The following is a 14,105-nucleotide window of genomic DNA, read 5'->3' on the forward strand; positions in this document are numbered from 1 at the left end:
TTGATTCTACACATATGGCCAAGTAATGGTTTATAATTCTGGTTAATAATGCGTTGGTAAACGTAACATAATGAGAAAGCTAGAAAATTTTCACCTGTTGGTCATGTTGATCCTGTTGGTTGCCGTCGGTCAGATGGCACAGACGATTTATGTTCCCTCAATCCCGGATATGGGACGCGATCTGGGCGTGCGCAGCGGCGCGATACAAAGCGTGATGGCGGCATATTTGCTGACCTATGGTGCCTCGCAGTTGATCTATGGTCCGCTCTCCGATCGCATCGGCCGTCGGCCGGTGATCCTGGCCGGGATGGGCATTTTTATGCTGGGCGCGCTGCTGGCGCTGCTGGCGCCCAGTCTGCACCTGCTGGTGATAGCGGCGGCGCTACAGGGGATGGGTACCGGCGTCGCCGGGGTGATGGCCCGCACCATGCCGCGCGATCTGTACAACGGTACCGCGTTGCGTTACGCCAATAGCCTGCTGAACATGGGGATTCTGGTCAGCCCGCTGCTGGCGCCGGTGATCGGTGGCCTGCTGGACGCCTTTATCAGCTGGCGCGCCTGCTATGCGTTCCTGCTGCTGCTGTGCGCCGGGGTGGCCTATAGCATGTTCCGCTGGCTGCCGGAGACCCGACCGGCCGCGGCGGGTCACAGCAACCTGTTCAGCAGCTACCGTCAGCTGCTGGGGTGCGGCAGCTTCGTCTGCTATCTGGTGATGCTGATCGGAGGACTGGCGGGGGTCGCGGTGTTTGAGGCCTGCTCCGGCGTTCTGCTGGGCGGCGTGCTGCACTTAAGCGGTATTGTGGTCAGTATTCTGTTTATTCTGCCGATCCCGGCGGCGTTCTTTGGCGCGTGGTACGCTGGGCGTCCGGGTAAACCCTTCGCTACCCTGATGTGGCATGCGGTGCTGAGCTGCCTGTTGGCTGGGGTGCTGATGTGGATGCCGAGCTGGTTTGGCATCATCAATATCTGGACGCTGATCGTACCGGCGGCGCTGTTCTTTTTTGGCGCCGGCATGTTGTTTCCGCTGGCGACGACCGGTGCCATGGAGCCGTTTCCGCTGTTGGCCGGGGCCGCCGGCGCGCTGGTGGGGGGACTGCAGAACGTCGGATCTGGCGCGATGGCCTGGTTTTCCGCCCTGCTACCGCAGAACGGGCAGTTTAGCCTGGGGATGCTGATGAGTGCGATGGCAGTAATGATTTTGCTGTGCTGGCTGCCGATTGCGCACAAGGTGCGTCAGCAGGGACAGATCATGTAATACGCAGGATGTCGGACTGATACACAGCGGCGTACCGAAGGGCACGCCGTTTTACGTTGGCCGCCCGCGCCGTTACAGAATGATATCGCGGATCTGGGCGTCTTTACGCTCCAGATAGTGGGTCGACCGGATGCGGCGAATGGTGCGGGACTTACCGCGGATCAGCAGGGTTTCGGTGGTGGCGACGTTACCCTTACGATAGATGCCCTCCAGCAGGTCACCCTTGGTGATCCCGGTAGCGGAGAAGATCACGTTATCGTTGCGCGCCATATCGCCGAGGGTCAGCACCTCACCGGCGCAGATCCCCATCTGCTCACAGCGCTGTAGCTCCTGTTCGCCCAGGCGGCGGTTTTCCGGCGTATCGCCTTTCACCTGGTGGCGGGCCAGCAGGCGGCCCTGCATGTCGCCGTCCAGCGCGCGGATCACCGCGGCGGAGACAACCCCCTCAGGCGCGCCGCCGATGCCATACATGACATCCACTTCGCTTTCCGGCATGCAGGTCAGGATCGAGGCCGCGACGTCGCCGTCGGGAATGGCAAAAACGCGTACGCCCAACGCCTGCATCGCGGCGATGTTAGCGTCATGACGCGGCTTGGCCAGGGTGATCACCGTCAGATGGGACAGCGGCTTGCCCAGGCGGTCGGCAATGTTGCGCAGGTTGGTCTCCAGCGGCAGATTGAGATCGACGCAGCCTTTGGCCTGAGGGCCGACGACCAGCTTCTCCATATACATATCCGGCGCATGCAGGAAGGTGCCTTTATCGCCGACGGCCATCACCGCCAGCGCGTTGGCCTGCCCCATGGCGGTCATGCGGGTTCCCTCAATCGGGTCGACGGCGATGTCGACCTGATCGCCCTGGCCGCTGCCGACGCGCTCACCGATGTACAGCATCGGCGCCTCGTCGATCTCCCCTTCGCCGATGACGATCTCCCCGTCGATATCGACCTGATTGAGCATGATGCGCATGGCGTTGACCGCGGCGCCGTCCGCCGCATTTTTGTCGCCGCGCCCTAACCACTTATATCCGGCCAGTGCCGCGGCTTCGGTGACGCGGGAGAACTCGATGGCTAATTCACGTTTCATGATGGTCCTGCAGTGATGAGATAAATAAGCAATAAGATGACGGGGGGCGATTCTAGCACAGGCGCAGTGAAACGTTTGCGTTGGAAAAACGCCGTAACCTTGACCAAAAATAAAAAAGGGGGCGATTCATTCGCCCCCGCCGTCGGCCTATCACCGGTGATCAGTCGTGATCTTCCCAGGCCTGCGCGCGCGCCACCGCTTTCTTCCAGCCGCTGTAGCGATAGTTGCGCTCGACGGTTTCAATGCCGGGGCGGAACTCACGCTCAATGCTGGCCTTGCTGCTCAGCTCCTCCAGATCGCTCCAGTAGCCGACGGCCAGGCCGGCCAGGTAGGCCGCGCCGAGCGCCGTGACCTCCAGCACCGCCGGGCGTTCAACCCGAGTCCCGAGGATATCTGACTGGAACTGCATCAGGAAGTTGTTGGCCACCGCGCCGCCGTCGACGCGCAGGGACTGCAGGCGGGTATTGGCGTCGGCCTGCATGGCATCCAGCACATCGCGGGTTTGGTAGGCGATGGACTCCAGGGTGGCGCGGATGATGTGGTTATTGTTGACACCGCGGGTCAGGCCAAAGATGGCACCGCGGGCATAAGGGTCCCAGTAAGGGGCACCCAGGCCGGTAAAGGCCGGCACCACGTAGACGCCGTTGCTGTCTTTTACCTTGGTGGCAAAGTACTCGGAGTCTGCCGCGTCGTTGATGAGCTTCAGCTCGTCGCGCAGCCACTGAATCGAGGCGCCGCCGATGAATACCGCCCCCTCCAGCGCGTAGTTCACCTCGCCGCGCGGGCCGCAGGCGATGGTGGTCAGCAGGCCGTGCTGTGACGGTACCGCCTCTTTGCCGGTGTTCATCAGCAGGAAGCAGCCGGTGCCGTAGGTGTTCTTTGCCATCCCCGGCTGCACACACAGCTGGCCAAACAGCGCCGCCTGCTGGTCACCGGCGATACCGGCGATAGGGATACGGGTTCCGCCCTTGCCGCCGATGTTGGTTTTTCCATAGATTTCGGAGGAGGCGCGCACCTGCGGCAGCATCGCGCGCGGGATATCCAGGACCTCCAGCATGCGCTCATCCCAGTCTAGCGTGTGGATGTTGAACAGCATGGTGCGGGAGGCGTTGGTGTAGTCGGTGACGTGTACCCGCCCTTGGGTCATCTTCCATACCAGCCAGGTATCGACGGTGCCGAACAGCAGCTCACCGCGCTGGGCGCGTTCACGGGCGCCTTCGACATGGTCGAGGATCCACTTCACCTTAGTGCCGGAGAAGTAGGGGTCGACCACCAGGCCGGTGTTGTGGCGGATGTACTCCTCCAGTCCGTCGCGCTTGAGCTTTTCACAGATATCGGCGGTACGGCGGCACTGCCAGACGATGGCGTTGTAGATCGGTTTACCGGTCTCTTTTTCCCAGACGATGGTGGTTTCACGCTGGTTGGTGATGCCGATGGCGGCAATCTGATCGGATTCGATATCGGCTTTGGCCATCGCCTCCGTAAGGGTAGAGCTCTGGGTCGCCCAGATCTCCATCGGGTCGTGCTCCACCCAGCCGGCCTTGGGGTAAATCTGTTCGAACTCGCGCTGGGAGGCGCTGATGATATTGGCATCGTGGTCGAGGATCACGGCGCGGGAGCTGGTGGTGCCCTGGTCAAGAGCGACAATATATTTTTGTTCGGTTGTCATGATCGTTGTCCTGGTTGGGTATTCGGTGTACGGAGTTCGCTCAAATGCCGGGGAGTATCCTCCCCGGAAACCTTATCAAGCTTTGGATTTCTCGCTGCTCTTTTTCTCGTCTTCTGCAATACAGACATCGCAGGGTAGGTGACGGCCAATCAGCGCGCGGTAGCCAAAGGCCCCCAGGCAGGCCCCGATAATCGGGCCGGCGATGGGAACCAGGAAGTAAGGAATGCTGCGCCCGCCGGTGAAGGCGATCTCGCCCCAGCCGGCCATCCAGGCGAAGGCTTTCGGGCCGAAGTCACGGGCCGGGTTAAGGGCAAAGCCGGTCAGGGGCCCCATGGCCGCGCCGATGACGGCGATCAGGACACCGATCAGCAGCGGTGCCAGCGGCCCGCGCGGGATGCCGTTACCGTCGTCGGTCAGCGCCAGAATCAGGCACATCAGAATGGCGGTGATGACGGTTTCAACCAGCAGCGCCTGCCATACGGTGATGTGCGGATTCGGGTAGGTGGAGAAGATCCCCGCCAGGGTCAGGCTCTCTTCGCTGCCGCGTACCATATGATGGGTTTGCTCATAGTCGATGAACAGATTGTGGTACATAGCATAGACCAGCGCGGCGGCACAGAATGCGCCGGCGATCTGGGCGATGATGTAGGGGAGCACTTTGCGGCGCTCAAAGCAGGCGAACAGCCACAGGGCGATGGTGACCGCTGGGTTGAGGTGGGCGCCGGAGATGGCGGCCGTCAGGTAGATGGCCAACGCGACCCCCAAGCCCCAAATGACGCTGATTTCCCATAGGCTCAGCGTGGCTCCGGCCAGCTTCAGGGCGGCCACGCAGCCACAGCCGAAGAAGATCAGCAGGGCGGTGCCCAGGAATTCGGCGATACACTGTCCTTTTAATGTCGTACTCGCGGTCTGGCTCATAAAAGAAATCCTGCGACGAAGAGGTGGAAGATAAATGCCCGGCGCTGAAGGGAACAGGTTACGGGTGCGATGTGAATTTATCGTTAACGAGCGAAAACGAGAAATAGCGAAATTTAAATGTGTGTGTGTCGTCAAAAAAATGGTTGATATCGCTTATTTTGTGCGATTTATGCCTGAAAAGTTTTGTGATCTGTCTACTGACTTGGATCACTCTGGTAGAGCATTGTTCTTTTTATGTTTGATTGTAACTTTTTTTTAAACTGACTTTTTCAGCGTAAAGCGCACGAGATTGTGCCTGAATGTGTTACAGACTGGGACGCGGCCTAGACAGTGAGAGGTGGGCTACATACAATCGAGGTAATCTAGGCTGTGACCCGTGACGCCGGGTGAATAGCGTGGCAAGGGGTCAAAGGGCGCCGCCCCTCTGGGACGCGTGCCGGACGGCGCGTCGTCGTAAACCGAGGTCTGCTACGCCCTGCGACCTTCGTTTTGACAATGCGCCTTTGACGCTGCATCGACGCTGGATACGGTGACGGGAGCACGGCTAAATGGATTGCGTGCGTAGGCCTGACGGCCTGCGCGGTTAGGGCGCCAATTTGAATGTGTGTGCCGCCGCAGGGCGGCCTGCATAACGGCAAGACGTACGCCTGGCTACTATTAAGGGGACAGACCATGTCATTTGAAGTATTTGAGAAACTGGAAGCGAAAGTTCAGCAGGCGATTGACACCATTACCCTGTTGCAGATGGAAATCGAAGAGCTGAAAGAGAAAAACAATCAGCTTAATCAAGAGGTTCAGCAGGCCGCTAGCAACCGTGAAGGGCTGCTGCGTGAAAATGAGCAGCTGAAGCATGAGCAGGGGGCATGGCAGGAGCGCCTGCGCGCGCTGCTGGGAAAAATGGATGAGGTGAACTGATTGCCGTCGTTGCACGGTTCACTATAATAAAAGGCGCTCGATGAGCGCCTTTTGACCCTCGGGAAGCGTGTCGCTTCTTATTCGATATCCAGCGGCTCTTCCGCCAGAATAATGCCGGTGTTATCGGCATACAGATGATCGCCGGAGAAGAAGGTGACGCCGCCAAAGTTGACGCGGATATCGCTCTCTCCGATGCCTTCGCTGTCGGCGCCGGCGGGAATGGCGGCCATGGCCTGAATGCCGATGTCCAGTTCCTCCAGGTCATCAACCTGACGCACCGCGCCATAGATCACGATGCCCTCCCATTCATTTTGCACCGCCAGACGCCCCAGTTCGGCGTTAACCAGCGCCCGACGCACCGAGCCGCCGCCGTCGATGACCAAAACGCGTCCCCGGCCATTCTCCTCCAGCAGATCGTAGAGCAGGCCGTTGTCTTCAAAGCATTTGACCGTGGTAATCTGGCCGCCAAAGGAGGAACGCCCGCCAAAATTGGAGAACAGCGGTTCCACAACATTCACCTCTTCATGGTAAATGTCGCACAGTTCGGAAGTATCGTATTTCATGGGTCCACGTCCGGTTGCCGCAGGGATTATCAGTATATCCCTTTAATGCGGCTGTTTGCAAAAGCAGCAGTATCACCCGCGCGCGACGCGGGTGATACTGCTGCGGAGGGGATTAGCTCAGAACGGTGCCGATGGCGAAGAGCAGATTGGTCAACAGGGCGCTTTTCACCATGTTTTCCAGCATGGGGCGCATGGCCTCCGGCGAGCGCTGGTGCAGGACGTAGCTGGCGTGGCGGTACAGCATGGGAACGGCCAGTACGAACAGCCAGCCCGCCAGACTATGCAGATCCAGCAGGGCAAACAGCGCCAGACACAGCACTGCGCCGCCCAGCAGGGCTACGTGATAGTAGCGGGCGTTGCGCGGCCCCAGGCGTACTGCCAGGGTGTTTTTGCCGTTGCGGGCATCGTTTTCGATATCTCGCAGGTTATTGATATTCAGCACCGCCGCCGCCAACAGGCCGCAGGCCGTTGCCGGTAGCATCACCACGCTGTTAAAGGAGCCCGCCTGTAGATAATAGGTGCCGGCAACGCTCAGCCAGCCAAAGAAGATCAGCACCGAAATATCGCCCAGACCGATATATCCATAGGGGCGGGTGCCGACGGTGTAGGTGATGGCGGCGATGATGGCCATCAGACCGAGCAGCAAGAACCCGATGATATCCTGAGGTTTTTGGCAGGCGACGGCGATCAGCGCGCTGCCGGAGACGATGGTCAGCAGCACGGTGATGATCAGGGCCCGCTTCATCTGCGCCTGGGTGATCACGCCTTTTTGCATACCGCGCAGCGGCCCAATGCGCTCCGGGGTATCGCTGCCCTTGACGGCATCGCCGTAGTCGTTGGCCAGATTGGAGAGGATCTGCAGCAGCGCCGCCGTCAGCAGCGCGAGCAGAGCGATGCCGAGATTAAAGGTTTGCTGCCAGGCGGCGATGGCCGAGCCGGTCACTATCGACGCCAGCGCCAGCGGCAGCGTACGCAGACGCAGGCTTTCCAGCCAGGCTCGAGGCCGGCTGATCGGGGTTAATGAAGTCATTATATGGTTTCAGTCACTAGGGGCATGTGACCCTCAGCGAGGCGCTGAGCGGCCCGTTGCCGGGTTATCTCATGTGTTTATCTTAACAAACCGTTAGCTGTCTGTTGCCTCAACCAGTGGCAATAAAAAGGGGGAAGGCAGACGCCTTCCCCCTGGCAAAGACCGAAAAGGACGGTTTCTACGGGTGATTATAGAATAAACCGGCTCAGATCTTCATCTGCTACCAGCTCATCGAGGTGATTACGTACGTAATCGGCATCGATGGCGATCGCCGTGCCGTGCATTTCGCTGGCGTCAAAGGAGATCTCCTCCATCAGACGCTCCATCACCGTGTGCAGACGACGGGCGCCGATGTTTTCCGCGCTCTCATTCACCTGCCAGGCGGCTTCGGCGATGCGGCGGATACCGTCGGCGCTGAAGCTGATGTTAACGCCCTCGGTCGCCATCAGCGCCTGATACTGCTCGGTCAGCGAAGCGCTTGGCTCCGTCAGAATGCGTTCGAAGTCTTCGGTGGTCAGTGCCTGCAGCTCAACGCGGATAGGCAGACGGCCCTGCAGCTCCGGGATCAGATCGGCGGGGCTGGAGACCTGGAACGCGCCGGAGGCGATGAACAGAATATGGTCGGTCTTGACCATGCCGTGCTTGGTATTGACGGTACAGCCTTCGATCAGCGGCAGCAGATCGCGCTGTACCCCTTCACGGGAGACGTCCGGGCCGGAGCTTTCGCCGCGCTTACAGATCTTGTCGATTTCGTCGATGAAGACGATTCCGTTTTGCTCTACGGCGTCGATAGCCTGCTGTTTCAGCTCTTCCGGGTTGACCAGCTTGGCGGCCTCTTCTTCGATCAGCTGTTTGAAGGCATCCTTGATTTTCACCTTGCGCGGCTTGGTTTTCTGACCGCCCAGGTTTTGGAACATGGACTGTAGCTGGTTGGTCATCTCCTCCATTCCCGGAGGGGCCATGATCTCGACGCCCATCGGGGAGGCCGCCAGCTCGATTTCAATCTCTTTATCATCCAGCTCGCCTTCGCGCAGCTTTTTGCGGAAGGTCTGACGCGCCGGGGAGCTTTCATTGGTTTGTTCGGTCTGTCCCCAGTTGTTCTTGGCCGGGGGATCAGGGCGTCGAGGATCCGCTCTTCCGCCATCTCCTCTGCGCGGTAGCGGTTTTTCTCGATGGACTGCGCCCGGATCATTTTCATCGCGGAGTCGGTCAGATCGCGGATGATGGAGTCCACTTCTTTACCGACATAGCCGACTTCGGTGAACTTGGTCGCTTCGACCTTGATGAACGGCGCGTTGGCCAGCTTTGCCAGACGGCGGGCGATTTCGGTCTTACCGACGCCGGTTGGACCGATCATTAGAATATTTTTGGGGGTGACTTCGTGGCGCAGCGCCTCGCCCAGCTGCATACGGCGCCAGCGGTTGCGCAGCGCGATCGCGACGGCGCGTTTAGCCGAGTGTTGGCCAATGATGTAACTGTCGAGTTCGCTGACAATTTCGCGTGGGGTCATTTCAGACATGATATACAGTCCTTACGCTTTGGAGTCTAATTCTTCAATGGTGTGGAACTGGTTGGTGTAAATGCAGATATCACCTGCAATTCCCAGCGCCTTTTCTACGATATCGCGGGCACCCAGCTCGGTGTTTTCCAACAGCGCGCGCGCCGCTGCCTGGGCATAGGGGCCGCCGGAGCCAATGGCGATCAGATCGTTTTCCGGTTGTACTACGTCGCCGTTGCCGGTGATGATCAGCGACGCGTTTTCATCGGCGACGGCCAGCAGCGCCTCTAGCTTGCGCAGCATACGGTCGGTACGCCAGTCTTTGGCCAGCTCAACCGCCGCTTTAACCAGGTGGCCCTGATGCAGCTCTAACTTGCGCTCAAACAGCTCAAACAGGGTAAAGGCGTCGGCGGTGCCGCCGGCGAATCCAGCGATGACGCGGTCGTTATACAGGCGGCGGACCTTACGGACGTTGCCCTTCATTACGGTGTTGCCCAGCGTGGCCTGACCATCCCCACCGATCACTACTTTGCCGTTACGGCGAACGCTAACTATTGTTGTCATGAACAGACCCCCGTGGCTATAAAGTAATCCTCCCGTCGCGCGGGACGGGAGGCATTACCCGATTACATGGGGGAGATTTCGCGGATTTCAACCCCCGGCGGCGAGGGTGATGCAGCCGGACATGCCGTTTCCTTTCAGGCGGCCGATCATTTTGTCCGCCGCGGGGCGGCTGGCATAGGGACCAAGCAGGACGCGGTGCCAGCCACCTCCGCTGGTGATGCGGCTTTCAATCCCGCCAAAGGCCAGCTGGGCCCGTACCGATTCGGCCTGATCCGTGTTGCGGAAGGAGCCGCACTGGATCAGCCATTTCTGGCCGGATGCTTTCTCCGCGGGTTTCTCCACCGGTTTTTCCCGGGCGGTCTGTACCGGTGCCGGCGCGGCGCTGGTCACCGGCGCGCTGCGCTCTTTTTCTCGCTCCCGACTGACGGGCGGCGGGGTTGGCGCCTGGCTGGGGCGCGCGCTGGTCTGGGACTGGGAGAATGGGTTGCGTGGCGCCGGCGCCGGCTGACGCGCTGGCTCCTGATAGGCCGGCTGCGACGCGGGCGTTTGCTGGGCATAACGCTGCTCCGGCAGGCGGCTGTTGTGCGGCGTTACGGTCGGCGGCGTCTGGTCGTTATAGGGCACCTCCGATAGCTGGGTCGGTGCCTGGCGCATGTCGGCCTGCATCTGCTCCAGCAGCTGGCGCTGCTCATCCGTCAGCTGCGGCTGTCCCTGCAGCGTGGCCCCGCCGCTGGGTTCAGTCGGTGTCGTGACGCCAACCTGGCGATTTTCCAGCTCTTTAATATAGCGCCAGCGCTCTTCCGGTTTGGGCGGAAGACCATTTTTAGGGTGCTGCGATGCTACCGGCAACAGCGTATCGCCGTCCGGTTTATGCTGGGTCAGAAAATAGAGGCCACCGGCAAAGGTTGCCAGCACGGCCAGGGCAAGCACCATCATGGTTCTGGATACGCCGGAACCCGAACGCCGCTTTTTACCCCGGCTGTTGCTTTTGCGTTTGGCGCCCGAAGCGCGCCCACGGCTCACATAGTCTCTTTGTGCCACTGTCGTTTCGCTACAACTGAATAGTCAATATCAGGACGCCATGTTACTGAACTCAGATTCAATTCACTAGCGTTTCGGAACAGCCGTACTGCCGCGGATGATGAGCTCGCTGTCCAGCAGGCGCGAACCGCTGACCGTGCGATGGTGATGCAGCTGCTCCAGCAGTAGCAGCATGGCTTCTCGGCCAATCTGATAGCGGGGCTGCGCCACGGTCGTCAGCGGTGGATCGGCGTACTGCGCCAGTCGGATATCATCGAAGCCGATGATAGATAGCTCTTCCGGCACCTTGATCCTCAGTCGCTTTGCCTGCGACAGTGCACCTATCGCCATCACATCGCTGTGACAAAACAGCGCGGTGGGCGGCTGCGGCAGCGCCATCAGCTGCGCCAGCGCCTTAGCGCCGGCCTCGAAGGTAAAGTCGCCATGCGCCACGTAGCCCGTTTCGCTGAGGCCGCAGCGGCGTAGCGCCTGGATATACCCCTGCAGGCGGTATTGGCTCAGCGGCATGTGCTCTGGGCCGGCGAGGCAGCCTATCCGCTGGTGGCCCAGATCGTGCAGATAGAGCACGGCCTTGAAGGCGGCGGTCAAGTTGTCGATATGCACCGTTGGCAGCTCCAGCTCCGGCGCAAACTCATTGGCCATCACCATGGGCGGTAGATTACGCTGCTCTTCCTTACTGGCGTCGAAGGGAATGTTGGACCCCAGCAGCAGCATGCCGTCGATCTGCTTGGTGACGATCAGATTAACGAAGGTTTTTTCCTGCTGCATCTGCTGGGCGCAGTCGCCGAGTAGAACCAGATAGCCGTGCTCGGCGGCGGTGCGTTCGATCCCCTGGATCACTTCGGCGAAAAACGGATCGCAGATATCCGGGACGATCACCAGGATAGTGCGTGACTCGCCGCGCTTGTTGCTGCGGGCCAGCGTATGGGGAGCATATCCGACGGCCAACACCGCCTGTTCGACCTTTTGGCGGGTGGCGGCCGACACCTTCTCTGGATTCATCAGCGCTCGCGATACCGTTGCGGTTGATACGCCGGCATACTCCGCCACATCTTTCATGGTGGCGTTTATTTGCTTCTCTTCCAACGCGTTTCTCCTTGCGTCAGTCCATGCTGGCGCGATGATATGACTTCCCGATCATTATCCCGCGGCGAAGGTAACGATTGCGCCAGCGATAGTTCTGTTCTCTCCGAAGGCAGCCTCGTCCGCCGCCGACACCGGCCGCCGTCAATGGATGGCCGGTGAGTATATGATCACATATTAAACGGAACAGCGGGGGTGATAGTTACTTAATTTGCAGGGAAAGTGTGATGTGAATAGATTTTTTCGATCCCGATCGCACTTCATTTCCACGCCGACGCCCTTAGCTGTCGGTGGGATCGACGTCTAACGACCATTTCACCTTCTTATAGGCCGGCAGCGCGCTGACCTGCGGTAGAACCTCCTGCAACAAGCGCTGCAGTTTGGCGCGCGACGGATGCTGAGCCAGTAGCTGCCAGCGGTAGCGGCCGCCGCGCTTGGGCTGCAGCGCCGGAACCGGGCCAAGCAGCCACAGCGACGCGTCGCACAGCGGGCTGGCTTCTAGCCGTGCGCGCAGCTGTCGCAGAAAGTCGCCGGCGTGCCGGTTGTCGTGATCGTCGGCGCGCAGCATGACATGGTGGGTGAACGGGGGTAGAAATACGCTCTGACGCTCCTGCAGCGCCTGACGGGCAAAGGCGTCATAGCCCTGATGTAGTAGCGTCTGCAGCAGGGGATGGTCGGGGTGGTGCGTCTGCAATAGCACCTCGCCGCGTTTGCCGGCGCGTCCGGCGCGCCCGGCCACCTGGGTATATAGCTGGGCGAAGCGTTCGGCGGCGTGAAAATCGGCGGAGAACAACGCGCCGTCGACGTCCAGCAAGGCCACCAGCGTGACATTGGGAAAATGATGCCCCTTGGCCAGCATCTGGGTGCCGATCAGGATGCGCGGCCCCCCCTGATGGACCTCCGCCAGCTGTTGCTCCAGCGCTCCTTTGCGGCTGGTGGTATCGCGATCGATACGGGTCAGTGGGATCGTGGGGAACAGATCGGCCAGCTCATGCTCCAGCTGTTCGGTCCCCAGCCCGACCGGCACCAGATGGGTGGAGCCGCACTGCGGGCACTGGTGCGGAACCGGTCGCTGGCTGTCGCAGTGGTGACAGCGCAGGCTTCGCTGGCCCTGATGCAGGGTATAGAAGTGATCGCAGCGCGGACATTCGGCTATCCAGCCGCACTCATGGCACAGCAGCGCCGGGGCGTAGCCGCGGCGGTTAAGGAACAGGATCACCTGGTTTCCGGCGTCGGTGTGACGGCGGATACGCTCGATCAGCGGCGGCGCCAGCCCGGCCTTGAGGGGCAGCCCCTTGAGATCCACCAGATGTTGCGCGGCGGGTTTGGCATTACCGGCGCGCTGGGTCAGACACAGCCGCCGGTACTTGCCGACGTCGACGTTATGCAGGGTCTCCAGCGCCGGGGTCGCAGAGCCGAGCACGATAGGGATATCCTCGAGGCGGGCGCGCAGCACCGCCAGATCGCGGGCGTGATAGCGCCACCCCTCCTGCTGTTTGTAAGAGCCATCGTGCTCTTCATCGATAATGATGCCACCCAGGCGGGCGAACGGCGTAAACAGGGCTGAACGGGTGCCGATAACGATCGCGCTTTCGCCGTCGCGGGCGCGTAGCCAGGCCGCCAGCCGCTCGCCGTCGTTCAGTCCGGAGTGCAGCACATCGACCGGCACGGAGAAACGCTGGCGGAAGCGGGCGATGGTCTGCGGTGTCAGGCCGATTTCCGGGACCAGAACCAGCGCCTGACGCCCGCGGGCGAGCAGGTTTTCGATGACGCTCAGGTAGACTTCGGTCTTGCCTGAGCCGGTCACGCCGGCCAGCAGCCAGGGGCTAAAATGGTCATCGTCGGCGCGTATGGCGCCCACGGCGGTGGCCTGTTCTGCGTTCAGCGTCAGGCGCTCGGCGCAGAGGGAAAGGTCGCTGCGCCAGTCGCCGGGGGCGATCGCCTCACTCTCCAGCGCGATCAGGCCCTTACTCTTCAGCGCCTGTAGCGCGGCCGCGCTGAGATCGAACTCCTCCGCCTGATGGCGGTAGATCGCGTGGCGCTGCAGCAGCGCTAGCGCCTGCTGCTGCTTGGGTGCCCGTTTCAGGGAGAGGGGATCGGTTTGCTGCCCGAGAGACGTTAGGCTCCAGCGCCACAGGGGCGTATGGCTGGCCGTCTTTCCCTGGCGCAGCAGCATCGGCAGGGCATGAAACAGCACCTCGCCGATGGGGTGATGGTAATAGTCGGCGGCCCAGCGCAGCAGGCGCCACTGGCTGTCGCTGAACAGCGGCTGTGTATCCAGCAGGTGATTGATGTGCTTTAGGTTTTCCAGCGGAAGCTCACTCTGCTCGCCGATCGCCACCACGATGCCAATCATCTCACGGCGGCCAAAGGGCACGCTGACCCGGCAGCCCGGCAGGGCCGGCATGTCGGAGGGCAACAGGTAGTCAAAGGTGCGGGCCAGGGGTACGGGCAGCGCTACGTGGGCTACGGACATCGCTTTTTCC

The 14,105-nt window shown here is 60.8% G+C and carries 11 protein-coding genes and 1 pseudogene; 2 read left to right on the forward strand and 10 right to left on the reverse strand.

Annotated features, from left to right (window positions below):
• Window positions 1–70 precede the first annotated feature (70 nt).
• Window positions 71–1,255 (forward strand): multidrug efflux MFS transporter EmrD, encoded by a 1,185-nt coding sequence (gene emrD, locus QY76_RS03360; protein WP_045425934.1) that lies wholly within the window; start codon window positions 71–73, stop codon window positions 1,253–1,255.
• Window positions 1,256–1,327: 72 nt separating this feature from the next.
• Here the strand turns inward: emrD and glpX are convergent, their stop codons facing one another.
• From glpX to QY76_RS03375, 3 genes are all read right to left on the reverse strand, one after another.
• The gene (gene glpX, locus QY76_RS03365) at window positions 1,328–2,338 is read right to left on the reverse strand and encodes a class II fructose-bisphosphatase (RefSeq protein WP_034164052.1); all 1,011 of its coding nucleotides are present in this window, start codon (window positions 2,336–2,338) and stop codon (window positions 1,328–1,330) included.
• A 160-nt stretch (window positions 2,339–2,498) separates the two neighbouring features.
• The gene (glpK, locus tag QY76_RS03370) at window positions 2,499–4,007 is read right to left on the reverse strand and encodes a glycerol kinase GlpK (RefSeq protein ID WP_034164051.1); all 1,509 of its coding nucleotides are present in this window, start codon (window positions 4,005–4,007) and stop codon (window positions 2,499–2,501) included.
• Window positions 4,008–4,082: 75 nt separating this feature from the next.
• Window positions 4,083–4,925 (reverse strand): MIP/aquaporin family protein, encoded by an 843-nt coding sequence (locus QY76_RS03375; protein WP_034164049.1) that lies wholly within the window; start codon window positions 4,923–4,925, stop codon window positions 4,083–4,085.
• A gap of 672 nt (window positions 4,926–5,597) precedes the next feature.
• Here QY76_RS03375 and zapB point away from each other — a divergent pair.
• Window positions 5,598–5,840 (forward strand): cell division protein ZapB, encoded by a 243-nt coding sequence (zapB, locus tag QY76_RS03380; RefSeq protein WP_015462513.1) that lies wholly within the window; start codon window positions 5,598–5,600, stop codon window positions 5,838–5,840.
• A 77-nt stretch (window positions 5,841–5,917) separates the two neighbouring features.
• On the opposite strand, the gene rraA is transcribed toward zapB, so the two are convergent.
• The 7 genes and pseudogenes from rraA to priA all read right to left on the reverse strand — a co-directional run bounded on the left by rraA (window position 5,918) and on the right by priA (window position 14,095).
• A complete protein-coding gene (gene rraA, locus QY76_RS03385) occupies window positions 5,918–6,403 on the reverse strand; it encodes a ribonuclease E activity regulator RraA (protein WP_034164048.1) in 486 nt (161 codons plus the stop codon).
• A 112-nt stretch (window positions 6,404–6,515) separates the two neighbouring features.
• Entirely contained in the window at window positions 6,516–7,433 is a 918-nt protein-coding gene (locus QY76_RS03390) for a 1,4-dihydroxy-2-naphthoate polyprenyltransferase (RefSeq protein WP_045425938.1), read from the reverse strand.
• Between the two features lie 188 nt (window positions 7,434–7,621).
• Window positions 7,622–8,952 (reverse strand): annotated as a pseudogene (hslU, locus tag QY76_RS03395) (HslU--HslV peptidase ATPase subunit).
• Between the two features lie 12 nt (window positions 8,953–8,964).
• A complete protein-coding gene (hslV, locus tag QY76_RS03400; protein ID WP_005290933.1) occupies window positions 8,965–9,495 on the reverse strand; it encodes an ATP-dependent protease subunit HslV in 531 nt (176 codons plus the stop codon).
• A gap of 87 nt (window positions 9,496–9,582) precedes the next feature.
• Window positions 9,583–10,536: a cell division protein FtsN gene (gene ftsN, locus QY76_RS03405; protein ID WP_071844103.1), complete on the reverse strand. Its 954-nt coding sequence runs from the start codon at window positions 10,534–10,536 to the stop codon at window positions 9,583–9,585.
• Window positions 10,537–10,602: 66 nt separating this feature from the next.
• Window positions 10,603–11,622 carry a DNA-binding transcriptional regulator CytR gene (cytR, locus tag QY76_RS03410; RefSeq protein ID WP_045425948.1) on the reverse strand — a complete coding sequence of 340 codons (1,020 nt, stop codon included), beginning with the start codon at window positions 11,620–11,622 and terminating at the stop codon, window positions 10,603–10,605.
• 277 nt (window positions 11,623–11,899) lie between these two features.
• On the reverse strand, window positions 11,900–14,095 hold the full coding sequence (priA, locus tag QY76_RS03415; RefSeq protein WP_034164041.1) for a primosomal protein N': 2,196 nt from the start codon (window positions 14,093–14,095) through the stop codon (window positions 11,900–11,902).
• Window positions 14,096–14,105: the final 10 nt, after the last annotated feature.

This window comes from Edwardsiella sp. EA181011 (assembly GCF_000800725.1).
Classification (GTDB): Bacteria; Pseudomonadota; Gammaproteobacteria; order Enterobacterales; family Enterobacteriaceae; genus Edwardsiella; species Edwardsiella anguillarum.

Excerpts from the sequence above, each read along its gene's own strand:
- hslV (WP_005290933.1), bottom strand. The coding sequence starts at position 9,495 with ATGACAACAATAGTTAGCGTTCGCCGTAACGGCAAAGTAGTGATCGGT.
- glpX (WP_034164052.1), bottom strand. The coding sequence starts at position 2,338 with ATGAAACGTGAATTAGCCATCGAGTTCTCCCGCGTCACCGAAGCCGCG.
- priA (WP_034164041.1), bottom strand. The coding sequence starts at position 14,095 with ATGTCCGTAGCCCACGTAGCGCTGCCCGTACCCCTGGCCCGCACCTTT.
- glpK (WP_034164051.1), bottom strand. The coding sequence starts at position 4,007 with ATGACAACCGAACAAAAATATATTGTCGCTCTTGACCAGGGCACCACC.
- QY76_RS03390 (WP_045425938.1), bottom strand. The coding sequence starts at position 7,433 with ATGACTTCATTAACCCCGATCAGCCGGCCTCGAGCCTGGCTGGAAAGC.
- zapB (WP_015462513.1), top strand. The coding sequence starts at position 5,598 with ATGTCATTTGAAGTATTTGAGAAACTGGAAGCGAAAGTTCAGCAGGCG.
- QY76_RS03375 (WP_034164049.1), bottom strand. The coding sequence starts at position 4,925 with ATGAGCCAGACCGCGAGTACGACATTAAAAGGACAGTGTATCGCCGAA.
- rraA (WP_034164048.1), bottom strand. The coding sequence starts at position 6,403 with ATGAAATACGATACTTCCGAACTGTGCGACATTTACCATGAAGAGGTG.
- emrD (WP_045425934.1), top strand. The coding sequence starts at position 71 with ATGAGAAAGCTAGAAAATTTTCACCTGTTGGTCATGTTGATCCTGTTG.